The sequence below is a fragment of the Streptomyces sp. NBC_01515 genome, from assembly GCF_045040345.1.
In the GTDB taxonomy this organism is placed as follows: Bacteria; Actinomycetota; Actinomycetes; order Streptomycetales; family Streptomycetaceae; genus Streptomyces.
In genome coordinates, this window is the sequence record NZ_CP109416.1 from 10,854,889 (window position 1) to 10,868,348 (window position 13,460).

General features: G+C 68.8%; 9 protein-coding genes. 5 read left to right on the forward strand and 4 right to left on the reverse strand.

All coding sequences use genetic code 11. The features are described 5' to 3' along the window. The first annotated feature begins 116 nt into the window (after positions 1 to 116). Positions 117 to 5,339 carry a family 43 glycosylhydrolase gene (locus tag OG407_RS47910; RefSeq protein ID WP_405867566.1) on the forward strand — a complete coding sequence of 1,741 codons (5,223 nt, stop codon included), beginning with the start codon at positions 117 to 119 and terminating at the stop codon, positions 5,337 to 5,339. A gap of 76 nt (positions 5,340 to 5,415) precedes the next feature. Here OG407_RS47910 and OG407_RS47915 read toward each other — a convergent pair whose 3' ends face one another. Then, the gene (locus OG407_RS47915) at positions 5,416 to 6,144 is read right to left on the reverse strand and encodes a spermidine synthase (protein ID WP_405867568.1); all 729 of its coding nucleotides are present in this window, start codon (positions 6,142 to 6,144) and stop codon (positions 5,416 to 5,418) included. Positions 6,145 to 6,581: 437 nt separating this feature from the next. On the opposite strand from OG407_RS47915, the gene OG407_RS47920 reads away from it, so the two are divergent. The 3 genes from OG407_RS47920 to OG407_RS47930 all read left to right on the forward strand — a co-directional run bounded on the left by OG407_RS47920 (position 6,582) and on the right by OG407_RS47930 (position 8,566). After that, positions 6,582 to 7,418, forward strand: a complete 837-nt coding sequence (locus tag OG407_RS47920; protein WP_405867570.1) for an alpha/beta fold hydrolase — start codon at positions 6,582 to 6,584, stop codon at positions 7,416 to 7,418. 16 nt (positions 7,419 to 7,434) lie between these two features. Further along, complete coding sequence (locus OG407_RS47925; RefSeq protein WP_405867572.1) at positions 7,435 to 8,031, forward strand: WHG domain-containing protein; 597 nt, start codon at positions 7,435 to 7,437, stop codon at positions 8,029 to 8,031. A 112-nt stretch (positions 8,032 to 8,143) separates the two neighbouring features. Continuing rightward, positions 8,144 to 8,566, forward strand: a complete 423-nt coding sequence (locus tag OG407_RS47930; protein WP_405867574.1) for an SRPBCC family protein — start codon at positions 8,144 to 8,146, stop codon at positions 8,564 to 8,566. A 775-nt stretch (positions 8,567 to 9,341) separates the two neighbouring features. On the opposite strand, the gene OG407_RS47935 is transcribed toward OG407_RS47930, so the two are convergent. The 3 genes from OG407_RS47935 to OG407_RS47945 form a co-directional block, all read right to left on the reverse strand. Next, entirely contained in the window at positions 9,342 to 9,881 is a 540-nt protein-coding gene (locus tag OG407_RS47935; protein ID WP_405867576.1) for an NAD(P)H-dependent oxidoreductase, read from the reverse strand. A gap of 90 nt (positions 9,882 to 9,971) precedes the next feature. Next, the gene (locus OG407_RS47940; protein WP_405867578.1) at positions 9,972 to 10,952 is read right to left on the reverse strand and encodes an aldo/keto reductase; all 981 of its coding nucleotides are present in this window, start codon (positions 10,950 to 10,952) and stop codon (positions 9,972 to 9,974) included. A 278-nt stretch (positions 10,953 to 11,230) separates the two neighbouring features. After that, complete coding sequence (locus OG407_RS47945; protein WP_405867580.1) at positions 11,231 to 12,076, reverse strand: SDR family oxidoreductase; 846 nt, start codon at positions 12,074 to 12,076, stop codon at positions 11,231 to 11,233. Positions 12,077 to 12,312: 236 nt separating this feature from the next. On the opposite strand from OG407_RS47945, the gene OG407_RS47950 reads away from it, so the two are divergent. Further along, positions 12,313 to 13,272, forward strand: a complete 960-nt coding sequence (locus OG407_RS47950) for a helix-turn-helix domain-containing protein (protein ID WP_405867582.1) — start codon at positions 12,313 to 12,315, stop codon at positions 13,270 to 13,272. Positions 13,273 to 13,460 lie beyond the last annotated feature (188 nt).

A 13,460-nucleotide genomic window follows, 5' to 3' on the forward strand; every position in this document is an offset into this window, starting at 1 on the left:
ACACCGTTTGACACTCTCGAAACACAACATCACTTCGTCGAAATGCCGCACCGGCGGCTTGTCTCTGCCCCCGATCAACCGTGGAGGAAAACCCGCCGATGTCGCATCGATTTGTCATGTCTAGAGCAGGTTGGAGCGCGCCCCGAAGCCGGTCCCGCCGCCGCAGGCTCGCAGCGGTCGCCCTCGCCGCGATGTGGGTGACGCTGCTGCCGACCACCGCACACGCCACGACCCCGGCAGCCGCCGCGGACTCCTCGGAGATCACCGACGGCCTCGCCCTCTGGTACAAACTCGACGCGGCCTCCGGCCAACTGGCCGCCGACTCCTCGGGCCACGGCCGCGACGGCACCGTGAACGGCACCGCGGGCTGGAACGCCGGCGACGGCCTCACCCTCAACGGGTCCGACACCTACGTCAAGGTGCCGGACAACATCTTGAGCGGCATGAGCGCGATCACCGTGTCGCTGGACGTGCAGATCGACTCCGCGCAGGCCAGCCCGTACTTCATCTACGGATTCGGCAACTCCAGCGGCTCCAACGGCAACGGCTATCTCTTCACCACCGGCAACACCTTCCGCACCTCCATCGCCTCCGGCAACTGGTCGACCGAGCAGACCACCACGCCCGCCGCCTCGTACAACCTGCCGCGCACCGTGTGGAAGCACCTCTCCTACACACAGACGGCAAGCGGCACCGGCGTGCTCTACGACGATGGTGTGGAGGTCGCCCGCAACACCGCCGTCAGCATCACGCCGGGCTCGATCGGCGGCGGCACCACCACCGCCAACTACATCGGCCGCTCGCTCTACTCCGGCGACAAGTACTTCAAGGGGAAGATCAAGGACTTCCGGGTCTACGACCGGGCGCTGGACGCCTCCGAGGTCGAGCAGCTGGCGCTGCCGATCGCCACTGACGGGGTCGCGCGGGACAAGGCCGCGCTGAGCCTCGGCGACGGCACCGACGCCGTCGTGTCGGACCTGACGCTGCCCACCGCCGGTACGGCGGGCGGCAGTTCGATCAGCTGGTCCAGCGACGCACCGTCCGTGGTGTCGGCGACCGGCACCGTCACCCGCCCCGCGAGCGGTGAGCCCGACGGTCACGCGACGCTCACCGCGACGCTGAAGAAGGGCGCGGTGACCGACACCAAGTCCTTCCACATCACCGTGCTGGCGGACTTCGACGACCAGCACGCCGTGGACCAGGCGGCCGCCTCGCTGACCGTCCCGAACATCGACGACGTACGCGGCAACCTGACGCTGCCCGCCACCGGCGACTACTCCACCACGGTCGACTGGTCGTCCGCCGACCCGTCCGTGGTCTCCGCCGACGGGGTGGTCAACCGCCCGGCCGCGGGGGAGGGTTCGACCACCGTCGAGCTGACCGCGACCGTCACCCGCGACGACGCGTCCGCGACCCGCACGTTCACCGCCAAGGTGCCCGAACTCCCGGTGCCGGAAGCCAAGTCCGGCTACCTCTTCAGCTATTTCACCGGCGAGGGCACCGCCGACGGAGAGCAGGTCCGCTTCGGCCTGAGCAAGGGCAACGACCCGCTGAACTGGCGGGAGATCAACAACGGCAACCCGGTGCTGACCTCGACGCTGGGCGAGAAGGGGCTGCGCGACCCGTTCATCATCCGCTCTCCCGAAGGTGACAAGTTCTACCAGATCGCCACCGACCTGCGGATCTACGGCAACGGCGACTGGGACGCCGCGCAGCGCACCGGCAGCCGGGCGATCATGGTGTGGGAGTCGACCGACCTGGTGCACTGGACCGACCAGCGGCTGGTGACGGTCTCGCCGAAGGAGGCCGGCAACACCTGGGCGCCGGAAGCGTATTACGACAAGTCCCTCGGCTCGTACGTCGTCTTCTGGGCGTCGAAGATCTACGACAACGACGCGCACACCGGCGACACCTACAACCGCATGATGTACGCCACCACCCGTGACTTCCGCACCTTCAGCAAGCCCAAGGTGTGGATCGACCGCGGCTACTCGGTGATCGACTCCACGATGATCGAGCACGACGGCCAGTACTACCGCTTCTCCAAGGACGAGCGGAACAACAGCTCCTCCTCCCCGAACAGCAAGTTCATCTTCGAGGAGAAGGCCGGCTCGATCCTCGACGCCGACTACGACCCCGTCGCCGAGGGCATCGGCAAGGGCGCGATGAGCGCCGCCGAGGGACCGCTGGTCTTCAAGTCCAACACCGAGGAGAAGTGGTACCTCTTCCTCGACGAGTTCGGGGGCCGCGGCTACCTACCGTTCGAGACGACCGACCTCGACTCAGGCGTCTGGACCCCGTCCACCGACTACTCGCTGCCATCCACGCCACGCCACGGCACCGTACTTCCGGTCACCCAGGCCGAGTACAACCGGCTGCTGCGCGCCTACCAGCCCGACCAGTTGGTGGAGAGCGCCGAGGACGTCACCGTCTCCACCGCCGTCGGCAGCGCGCCGGTGCTGCCCGCGACCGTTGTCGCCCAGTACGCCGACGGCATCACCCGCCCGGTCCCGGTGGTCTGGGACGACGTCCCGGCATCGGCGTACGCCTCGGCCGGGACGTTCACCGTGAACGGCACCCTGCCGGACGGCGCCACGCTCCGCGTCCAGGCCCATGTCACGGTGTCCAAGGACGGCGGCACCGACATCCCGCCAGGACTGGTCCTGCGCTACGACTTCGACGAGACGTCCGGCAATGTCGTCCGGGACTCCAGCGGCCACGGCAACCACGGCACCTATGTCAACACCCCGGCCTTCGGGACGGGTGTCCACGGCGGTTCGTTCGTGATGAGCGGCGGATCCAGCTCCTCCACCACCTCGCCGTACGTCAAGATCCCGAACGGCGTGCTGAAGGACACCGACAGCGTCACCGTCTCCACCTACGCCAAGTGGGACCCGACGTCTACGGCGGTCAACCAGTGGCTCTTCGGCCTCGGCCCGAACAGCGACAAGTACCTCTTCGCGACACCGTCGAACGGCGGCGGGAGCCTCTACTCGGCTGTCACCACCGGGAGTTGGGGCGCCGAGTCGAAGCTGTCCGCGGGCTCGAAGCTCACCGCCGGCCAGTGGAAGCACATCACCGTCACCCTCAACGGCGCCACCGGGACCGCGGTCCTCTACCTCAATGGGGTGCAGGTGGCCCGGACCACCGGGGTGACGATCAAGCCGTCGGATCTCTACGACCCCTCGAAGGGCTACAGCGGCTACATCGGCAAGTCCCTGTACGCCGCCGACCCCTACTTCGCCGGCCAGGTGGACGACTTCCGGATCTACAACCGCGCGCTGTCCGCGGCCGAGGTGCTGGAGCTGAGCGGTAACACCACCGGTATCGCCAGTGCCACGCTGCCCGAGCTGAAGACCGACGCGATCGTCACCGACACCCAGAGCCGGATCGTGCTGCCGGTCAAGGAAGGCACCGAACTCACCGCTCTGGCACCGCAGTTCACCCTGGCCAACGGCGCGACCATCAGCCCCGCCTCCGGCACGGTCCGGAACTTCACCAAGCCGGTCAAGTACACCGTCACCGGCTCGGACGGCGCGACCCGCGTCTGGACCGTACAGGCGATGCAGATGAGAAGTCCCGTACTGCCCGGCCTGAACGCCGACCCGAACATCGTGGTCTTCGGCGACACCTTCTACATCTATCCGACCACCGACGGCTTCCCCGGGTGGAGCGGCACCCAGTTCAAGGCCTACTCCTCCACCGACCTGGTGCACTGGACGGACCACGGCGTCATCCTCGACCTGGGCCCGGACGTCTCCTGGGCCGACAGCCGGGCCTGGGCGCCGACGATCACCGAGAAGAACGGCACGTACTACTTCTACTTCTGCGCGGACGCCAACATCGGCGTCGCCGTCTCGGACTCCCCGACCGGCCCCTTCAAGGACGCGCTCGGAAAACCCCTCCTCGCGGCAGGCAAGTTCAGCGGCCAGATGATCGACCCGGCGGTCTTCACCGACGACGACGGGACGTCGTACCTCTACTTCGGCAACGGCGGCGCGTACGTCGTCCCGCTGAACGACGACATGATCTCCCTGGACACCTCCAAGGTCACCACGATCACTCCCGACGGATTCCGGGAGGGCGCGTTCACGATCAAGCGGCACGGCGTCTACTACTTCATGTGGTCGGAGAACGACACCGGCGACGAGAACTACCAGGTCGCGTACGCCACCGGCAGCTCACCGCTGGGCCCCTGGACCAAGCGCGGCGTGATCCTGTCGAAAGACGTGGCACTCGGCATCAAGGGCACCGGCCACCACTCGGTGGTCCGGGTCCCCGGCACCGACGACTGGTACATCGCCTACCACCGGTTCGCCATCCCGGGCGGTGACGGCACCCACCGCGAAACCACCATCGACAAGCTGGAGTTCGACGCCGACGGCCTGATCAAGCCGGTGGTCCCCACCCTCACCGGCGTCGCCCCGGTGACCGTCGCGCACGCCGGTCCCGACACCTCCGGGCCGGAGGGCAGCGCCATCGCCCTCACCGGCACACTCTCCGGCGCGGACGTCACCCCGAAGTGGCGTGCCGAATCCGGCGCCCCGTGCGCCATCGCCCACGCCAAGACCCTCACCCCTGCCATCACCTGCACCGACAACGGCACCTACGAGGTCACCCTCACCGGAGGCCGCAGCAGCGACACCCTCTCCGTCACCGTCACCAACGCGCCCCCGGTGATCCGCGACGCCACCGGGCCCGCCAAGCCGGTGTCGGTGGGCGCGAAGACCACCCTCACCGTCCACTACACCGACCCGGGCCGCAGTGACACCCTCAGCTGCTCCGCCGACTGGGCCGACGGCACAGCCCCCACCTCATGCCGCGCGGGCCACACCTACCGCAAGGCCGGCATCTACCACCCGACCGTCACCGTCACCGACGACGACGGCGCCGCCACCTCCAGGACCCTCACCGACCTGGTCGTCTACGACCGCGCGGCCGGCCCGGCAGCGGGTACCGGCACCTTCGTCTCACCGGCCGGCGCCTACCCCGCCTCCCCCCGGCTGACCGGAAAGGCAGCTTTCTCCTTCGACCTCTCCTACGGCAGGAACGCCACCACCCCCACCGGCAGGATCGCCTTCGACTTCAAGGCAGCGGGCCTCAAGTTCCGCTCCACGGCGTCCGACTGGCTGGTGGTCACCGGCTCCCGCGCCCGCTACCAGGGCTCAGGCACCCTCAACGGCGTCAAGGGCTACGGCGTCAGCATCACCGCCACCGACTCCCCGGACACCTTCCTCATCAACGTGTGGAAGAAGTCCACCGGCACCACCGTCTACGCCGGCCCCACCGCCGCACTCGCCTGCGGTATCACCATCGGCCACCACCCGGCGGAGCACTGACCGCACCGGCCCCAGCCGCCGGACGGCCCTGCAGCCCAGGTCCGTCCGGCGCGCGTGCGCTGTCGACAGCCGTTCTTCAGGGCCTGTCCGGTGCTTTGCCGGCCAGGTAGACGGTGTTGGTCGAGGTGCCGCCCTGCAGCGGGTTGTCGAAGGCGACGACATGGGCCGCCGTTTGTGCGAAGACCTCGGAGAGCGCGGAGGCGAACTGCGCGTCCGGCGGGTCGTTCGACCACAAGGCGAACACCCCGCCGGGGTGGAGGTGACCGGCGAGCGCGCGGAGTCCGGCGGGCTGGTAGAGCGCCGCGTGGCGTGGATGGAGCACATGGCGCGGCGAGTGGTCGACGTCCAGCAGGATGGCGTGGAAGCGGCGGCCCGGCTCCTTGGGGTCGAGACCGCACGGATCGGCGGCCAGCGCGAAGAAGTCTCCGTGCAGCAGGCGGCAGCGGGCGTCAGAGGACAGCCGGGCACCGAGGGGCACCAAGCCCCGCTGATGCCAGTCGATGACTTCGGCGAGCGCATCGATCACCGTCAGTGTCCGCACCCGTGGATCGTCCAGTACGGCCTGGGCGGTGTAGCCGAGTCCGAGTCCGCCGACGGCTACGTCCAGTTCGGTGTCCGGCAGTTCGGCCAGGGCGAGTTCCGTGAGCGCGATCTCGCCGGTGGTGAAGAGGCTGGACATCAGGAACTCGTCGCCGAGCTTCACCTCGTACACGTCTTCCCCCGAGACCGGGTGGCGGCGCCGACGCAGACTGATCTCGCCGATGGGCGTCGGTTGCCAGTCGATCTCTTCGAAGCGCAGGCCCATCCGTTCACCTTTCCGACGTGCGTGGACGCACGGTGCTGTTGCGGATCGAAACATACTCCGTCCCGGCGTGGGAGCCGGACGCCGCTGAGGTGACGGCCCGGGCAGGCGTCGATGATGACGGGGATGATGAGGGGCCAGCGTCGGTGGGCGCGGAAGGCTCAGTTGGCGACGACTGTGATGACGCTCTCTGACAAAACCTCCGGTGATCACCAGGTGGATGATTCGCCGACCTGGGGGTCTAGCGGTCGTTTCAGCGGGATCTAGCGAGGAACCCGGGGTGTTCAAGCTCGAGAGGAATCCCTTCTCTGGATTGTTCTGAAGTGCAGATCACGACGGGCCCGGCCCCCGATCGAGCGCGGCTGGGTGTGGCGTTGACCCTCACGGCTAATGTCACTAGTCTATAGCTAACAGCATTAGCCACTTTGATGGAGGACGGTATGACCGAGCACCTGAGAATCGGCAAGAACACCATCGCCTTCGACGTGGCCGGGGAAGGTCCCCTGGTCGTGCTGGCGCACGGTATCGGCGACAGTCGGCACTCCTACCGCTTCCTCGTTCCCGGCCTGGTGGCCGCCGGTTACCGGGTCGCGAACGTCGACATCCGCGGGTGCGGTGAGTCCAGCCTCGGCTGGGACGGTTACAGCCGCACCGACATCGCCGGAGATCTGGTCGCCGTCGTACGTCACCTCGGCGGCCCGGCCGTGATCATCGGGCAGTCGATCAGCGGGGGCGCCGCGACCATCGCGGCCGCCACCGCGCCCGACGTGATCAGCGGAGTGATCGAGCTGGCTCCGTTCACCCGTGCGCAGCCGGTCGACCTGGGCGGGCTGATCCGGGTCAAGCGCTTCCGGACCGGGTACACGCGGATGGCGCAGGTCATCGTCCGGGGACGCCTGGCGGACTGGAAGAAGTACCTCGACGTGGCCTACCCGACCAAGCCCACCGACTGGAACAGCGAACTGGCCCGCATAGAGGCCACGCTGAGTGAGCCCGGCCGGATGAAGGCCCTGCAGGACATGTGCAAGTCCAAGCCCACCGACGCCGGCACCCAGCTCGCCCACGTCACCTGCCCGGTCCTGATCGTCGAAGGCAGCCTGGACCCCGACTGGGCCGACCCCCGCGCCGAAGGGGCGAAGATCATCGCCGACCTGCCCGCCGGCCTCGGCGAGCTGGCCGTGATCGACGGCGCCGGCCACTACCCGCACGCCCAGACCCCCGACCAGGTCCTCGCGCTGGCCCTGCCGTTCCTGGCCAAGGCGACTGCCGGTGCCTAGGGCCGGACTCACCGCCATGACGGTCACCGAAGCCGCCGCCGCCCTGGTCGACGAGGTCGGGTTCGACCAGCTCGGCATGGGCCTGGTCGCCGAACGGCTCGGGGTCAGGACCCCCTCGCTGTACAAACACGTCACCGGCCAGACCGACCTCGCCCACCGGATCGCCATCCTGGCCATGAACCAGTGCGCCGACGCCATCCGCGACGCCATCCAGGGCCGGTCCGGCACCGAGGCCCTGGCCCGCGGCGCACAGGCGATGCGGACGTTCGTCAAGGACCACCACGGCCGATACGCCGCAGCCAACGCCGCCCGCCCGACCGGACCCGACGACCCCCTCATCGACGCCCTCAACCGGGTGGTCGACTCCTGGGCCGCCATGCTCCACGGCTACCACATCGACCCCGACCAGCAGATCCACGCACTGCGGATGCTCCGCACCGTCCTGCACGGATACGCATCCCTGGAAGCAGCCGGCGGGTTCCAGTTCGCCACCGACATCGACGACAGCTTCACCTGGATGATCGACTTCATCGACCACGGCCTGCAGGAGACCACGGCCACCAGCACCCACAGCGCCCCCTCCCGCACGGCCGCGCCGGGCGTGACGCTCTGACCGCCGTGCACTGCGCTCCACGTCAGTCCCCGGCCCCACCGAGCACCGGTGGACCACCCGCTCGCCGAACCCCCGCCCCTCCCTTCCGCACCAGCCAGAAGTGGAAACCACCATGAAGCCGGTCCTCACCGCCGTTATTGACATCGACGCCACCCCGCAAGCGGTGTGGGACGTCCTCACCGACTTTGCCGCCTACGGCGAGTGGAGCACCTTCTCCGCAGCCGAGGGAACCGCTCAAGTGGGAAGCCGGCTCACGATGCGCATGCCGGGCATGACCTTCAGGCCCACGGTCACCGTCGCGACACCCGGCCAGGAACTGCGGTGGGTCGGCACGCTCGGCATCAAGCAGCTGTTCCACGGCCGGCACTCCTTCGTCCTTTCCCCCAACCACGACGGCACCATCCGCCTGACCAACCACGAGGAATTCTCCGGCGCCCTGGTCACCCTGATCCGGCCCTTCCTCAGAACACCCAAAAAAGACGGGTACGCCGCGTTCAACACCGGCCTCAAGAAGCGGGTGGAAGACCGCACCTAGCTCGGGCCGGGTGCGTGAGGTGCCGGTGGCGGGAGTGGTAGCGGGGATCGGGAAGGCCGCCGCGATTCCCTGCCCCAGCGCTCATCCCGCTGATCTCTGCGGTGAGACCGGCCCGCCACGCCGCCCGGGCGGGTGACTCGCTCAAGGGCTCAACATGAACGTGGTCCCGGATTCGGTGACCGTGCTGGGTCGCAGCGGTCGCCAGCCCTCGATGAGCTTGGCGAGCTCGGCTTCGACGTCGACGCTGACGATGGAGCTCGTCTTTCGCCTGGGCGATGGCCTCGGCCGCCGTCGGTGCTTTGCGGACCAGCTGGCAGAACTCCGCCAGGCGCGGCTGCCACTGCTCGGGGGTGAACAGGTAGGTGTCCGGGTCGGCGTAGCGGCACGCCCTCGGCACGCACACATCCCCTGAGCGCAGCCCGTCCCGCAACGCCAGGACGACGCACATCTCCCAGTAGTGCCGTAACCAGTACGAACCGTAGCGATAAAGATCGTCGCCCGTCCCAGAAACCGGCATAGCCCCAGTTCAGCGGTAGCTTCGTTGGATTTTCCGCGATTGGTACTGGGACCCCAAACAGTCACGTCCGGTGCTTCAGCCGGATCCACCGAGCCGACGGCGCTTGGCGACGAGCGGTCGCTGTTCCACGACACGGTCGCCGCCGATACTGATCTCCGGTCGCTTGGCGCCGATCCGGCGAAGAGCGACCGGAGACCGGTGGGGCACAGCACCGCTGCGTCGCGATCGGCGAGTGCGGCTGTCGTCGTGAGAGTGCGGTCAGGCGGCGAAGGAGGCGAGCAGCTCGTTGTACTGCTTGGCGGCGGTGGCCAGGTCCTCGTCGGAGAGGCCGAATGCCGTGCCGTAGAGCTTGACCATCGGCTGGATGTCGAACTGGCAGAGCCGCAGGGTCGTGTGCCAGTTGCTGAGGAGGGTCTCGATGGTGGCCTGGTTGGCGCCTTCGGGGGTGTAGTGGTCGGCGGGGACGCCGGTGGTGACGGCGACGACGGCCTTCTTGCCGGCCAGCTGCGAGGCGGAGCCGTCCATGGTGAAGGCCCAGCCGAGGGTGAAGACCTTGTCCTGCCACTGCTTGAAGAGAGGGGTGGTGTTGTACCAGAACACCGGGTGCTGGAAGACGATCACGTCGTGTTCGGCGAGCAGTGCCTGCTCGGCGGCGGCGTCGATCCGGAAGTCGGGGTAGGTGGCGTAGAGGTCGTGCACGGTGACATGTGCCAGGTCACGGACGGCGTCCACCAGGGCCTTGTTGGCCTTCGACTGGGACAGGTCGGGGTGACCTACGACAAGGAGAACCTTGGACATGAGGAGGAACCTCTTCAGTGATCAGCGAAATGAGTGAACGGATACGGGTCGGTCGGGTGCGGCGGGTCAGCAAGTCGCCAGGGCGTCAGATCACCGGTCGATGCTGGCCATGTTCGTCTCGTCGTGGCGTTCGCCCGCGGCCGGTGTGAGGTTGTTGAGGCGGTCGAGCTGTACGGCACTGAGTTCGACGGCGTCGGCGGCGGTGTTCTCTTCCACGCGCGTAACCCGCCGGGTGCCGGGGATGGGGGCGATGTCGTCGCCGCGGGTCAGCAGCCATGCCAGCGCGGTCTGGGCCGGGGTGGCACCGATCTCGGCGCCGATGGCCTGCACTTCGTCGACGATGCGCAGGTTGCGCTGGAAGTTCTCGCCGGTGAAGCGCGGGTTGGTCTTGCGCCAGTCGTCGTCGGTGAAGTCGTCGACGGTGCGGATCTGCCCGGTGAGCAGGCCGTGGCCGAGCGGGGAGTAGGGCACGAATCCGATGCCCAACTCGCGTAGCAGCGGGAGGATTTCGGCCTCGACGTCGCGGGTCCAGAGCGAGTATTCGGTCTGCAGCGCGGCCACCGGATGCACGGCGTGGGCCCGGCGGATCGTCTCGGGTCCGGCTTCCGAAAGGCCGATGTGGCGCACCTTGCCCTCGGCGACCAGGTCGGCCAGCGCGCCGACGGTCTCCTCGATGGGCGTATTCGGGTCGACGCGGTGCTGGTAGTAGAGGTCGATGTGGTCGGTGCCGAGGCGCAGGAGCGAGCCTTCGACCGCGGTCTTCACGTTGCCGGGGCTGCTGTCGATGACGCCGGGGCCGTTGCCGGCGTGGGAGACGAGGCCGAACTTCGTCGCCACGACGACGTCGTCGCGGCGGCCCTTGATGGCCTTGCCGACGATCTCCTCGCTGTGGAAGGGGCCGTAGATCTCGGCGGTGTCGATGTGGGTGACCCCGAGGTCCAGGGCCCGGTGGATGGTGCGGATCGACTCGGCGTCGTCGAGCCCCCCGCCCGTGGTGTAGGTGCCGGCCATGGTCATGGCTCCCAGGCCGATGCGGGAGACATCGAGGCCGCCCAGTGATAGGTGCTTCATCAGGTACTCCTTGTTGTGACGGCCGTCAGGCCGGTCGGTGGTCATGGTCAGGGGGGTGTGCCACCAGTTGGTGGGCCGTGCTGGGGAGGTCCGCGCGGCGCCGGCGCGGCGCCGTTGCTCGGGGAGCGGCTCAGCGCCGCAGGTGCACCGGGCGGCTGCCGGCCTCGGCCGGTGCATGGTGTTCCAGCGTGGGTGTCGTCGTAGGCCGGGCCGAGGACATCGATGCCGCGGTCGTTCCGTGATGTCCTCCGCCCCAGCCGGGCCGCGGGGCGTGGTGGTCAGACGTGGGCGTCGTCGTAGGCCAGGCTGTCGCCCAGTTCGCGGGATGCCTCGGCTTGGGCGAGGAGCTCCTTCGCCTTGGCCTCGGCGGCCTCGATGGCGTCCGCGCCGGCGACGAAGCGCGGCAGCGGCGTGTCCTGTTCGGCGATGGTGAGCAGGGCGCGGGCGAGCTTGGCGGGGTCGCCGGGCTGCCGGCCGTTCATGCTCTTCATGCCCTCGATCCTCGGGGCGGTGCGCGGGGTGTAGTCGTCGATGGACAGCTCGGGCCAGTTGGTGGAGCCGTCCACGAGGAGCTCGGTGCGGAAGTAGCCGGGCTCCACGATCGTGGTGTGGATGTTGTACGGCTCGACGTCGTGCCGCAGGGACTCCATCCAGCCCTCTTCCGCGAACTTGGAGGCGGCGTAGGCGGAGGTGAACTCCATGCCGACCAGGCCGGCGGTCGAGGTGATGGTGATGACGTGGCCGGCACGCTGCTTGCGCAGGATCGGCAGGACCGCGCGGGTGACGTTCATCGGGCCGAAGAGGTTGGTCTCGAACTGCCGGCGCATCTGCGCGGGCGAGATCTCCTCGAAGTAGCCGGTGAAGAGGTTCCCGGCGTTGTTGATCAGGACGTCGATGCGACCGAAGCGGTCGACGGCGGCCTGCGCGGCGGCCTCGGCATCCTCCAGGCTGGTGACGTCGAGCCTGGTGACCAGCAGATCGTCCTGCGGTCCGCCGAGGGTCTTCTCGACCTCGTCGGGGCGACGGCCGGTCGCGACGACCTGGTGGCCTGCCGCGAGGGCCTCGCGGGCGATGTCCGTGCCCAGACCGCGTCCGGCACCGGTGACGAGAATGACCTTGCTCATGGGGGTTTCCTTTCAGGCGCCGTGATCCGGCACCCGCTGTGTGCGGGGGTGATGCATGCAGTGCCGCGGAGGGGGCTGGGACCGGCGGCACAAGCGCCGTCCGTCCGGACGGTTCACACCGCTGGGGGTGGTGCACCACCAACAAAACCGCCTGTCACGCGCGTGTGGGAGTCCCTCTTGAGGGGGTCACTGACAGGGACCCCCAACCCGGCGGAAGCACTCGTAGAGTGAAACGCATGGCAGGCAGAAACGACCCACACGGCGCCAACCGCGACATCCGGGATGATTTCCGCGCGGAGATCCGGGAATTCCTCGGCACGCGACGGGCCAGGGTCACCCCCGAACAGGCCGGACTGCCCCTCTACGGCGGAGAGCGCCGACGGGTCACCGGGCTGCGCCGCGAGGAGGTCGCCCTCCTCGCGGGCATCTCCAGCGAGTACTACACCCGGCTGGAGCGCGGCAACGCCACCGGCGTCTCCGAGAGCGTCATCGACGGCATCGCGCAAGCACTCCAGCTCGACGAGGCCGAACGCATCCACCTGCTCGACCTCCTGCGCGGCGCCGGCACGACCCGTCCGCCGCGCCGCCGCCCGGCCCAGCAGCGGGTGCGGCCCGCGGTGCAGCGCGTCCTCGACTCGATGGCCGGCACACCCGCGTTCATCCTCAGCGGACGCGGGGACATCCTGACCGCCAACCACCTCGGGCGTGCCCTGTTCTCGCCCGTCTACGCCGACCCGGCACGGCCGCCGAACAACGCCCGGTTCGTCTTCCTCAGCCCGCACGCGACCGAGTTCTTCCGCCACTGGGATGAAGTCGCCAACGACACGGTCGCCATGCTGCGCGCCGAGGCCGGCCGCGATCTCTACGACCGGCGGCTGACGGACCTGATCGGGGAACTGTCCACCCGCAGCGAGGAATTCCGCCGCCGCTGGGCGGCCCACAACGTCCGGATGCACACCACCGGCGTGAAACTCCTCCACCACCCGGTCGTCGGCGACCTCGACCTGCCCTTCGAGACCTTCCCGCTCCCCGACGGCCCCAGCCAGTTCCTCCTCACCTACACCCCCCAGCCCGCGTCACCCTCGCAGGACGCCCTGAACCTGCTGGCCAGCTGGGCCGCGACCAACCACGACATCGAGCGGTCCGCGCCGGCCACCGACTCACAGCCCGCCGACTCGGCCGAGACACCCGACTGACCGACGAGCCATGCGCGTCGATCTGCCCGCCCGCGAACACCAGAGGTGACGACCCGGGCAGCCCCAGCCGAATCGCGTCGGGGTGGGCGAGGGGACGATCTGCTCACATGGACGCGGCTGAGATCCCTCGGGCTCCGGCCAGGCCGGGGTCCGGGATGTCAGCAGGGCCGCGGCTGTCTCTCCCCGCG

Coding starts and splice junctions, on each gene's coding strand:
- OG407_RS47930 (WP_405867574.1), top strand. CDS start 8,144: ATGAAGCCGGTCCTCACCGCCGTTATTGACATCGACGCCACCCCGCAA.
- OG407_RS47945 (WP_405867580.1), bottom strand. CDS start 12,076: ATGAGCAAGGTCATTCTCGTCACCGGTGCCGGACGCGGTCTGGGCACG.
- OG407_RS47910 (WP_405867566.1), top strand. CDS start 117: ATGTCTAGAGCAGGTTGGAGCGCGCCCCGAAGCCGGTCCCGCCGCCGC.
- OG407_RS47935 (WP_405867576.1), bottom strand. CDS start 9,881: ATGTCCAAGGTTCTCCTTGTCGTAGGTCACCCCGACCTGTCCCAGTCG.
- OG407_RS47920 (WP_405867570.1), top strand. CDS start 6,582: ATGACCGAGCACCTGAGAATCGGCAAGAACACCATCGCCTTCGACGTG.
- OG407_RS47950 (WP_405867582.1), top strand. CDS start 12,313: ATGGCAGGCAGAAACGACCCACACGGCGCCAACCGCGACATCCGGGAT.
- OG407_RS47940 (WP_405867578.1), bottom strand. CDS start 10,952: ATGAAGCACCTATCACTGGGCGGCCTCGATGTCTCCCGCATCGGCCTG.
- OG407_RS47915 (WP_405867568.1), bottom strand. CDS start 6,144: ATGGGCCTGCGCTTCGAAGAGATCGACTGGCAACCGACGCCCATCGGC.
- OG407_RS47925 (WP_405867572.1), top strand. CDS start 7,435: ATGACGGTCACCGAAGCCGCCGCCGCCCTGGTCGACGAGGTCGGGTTC.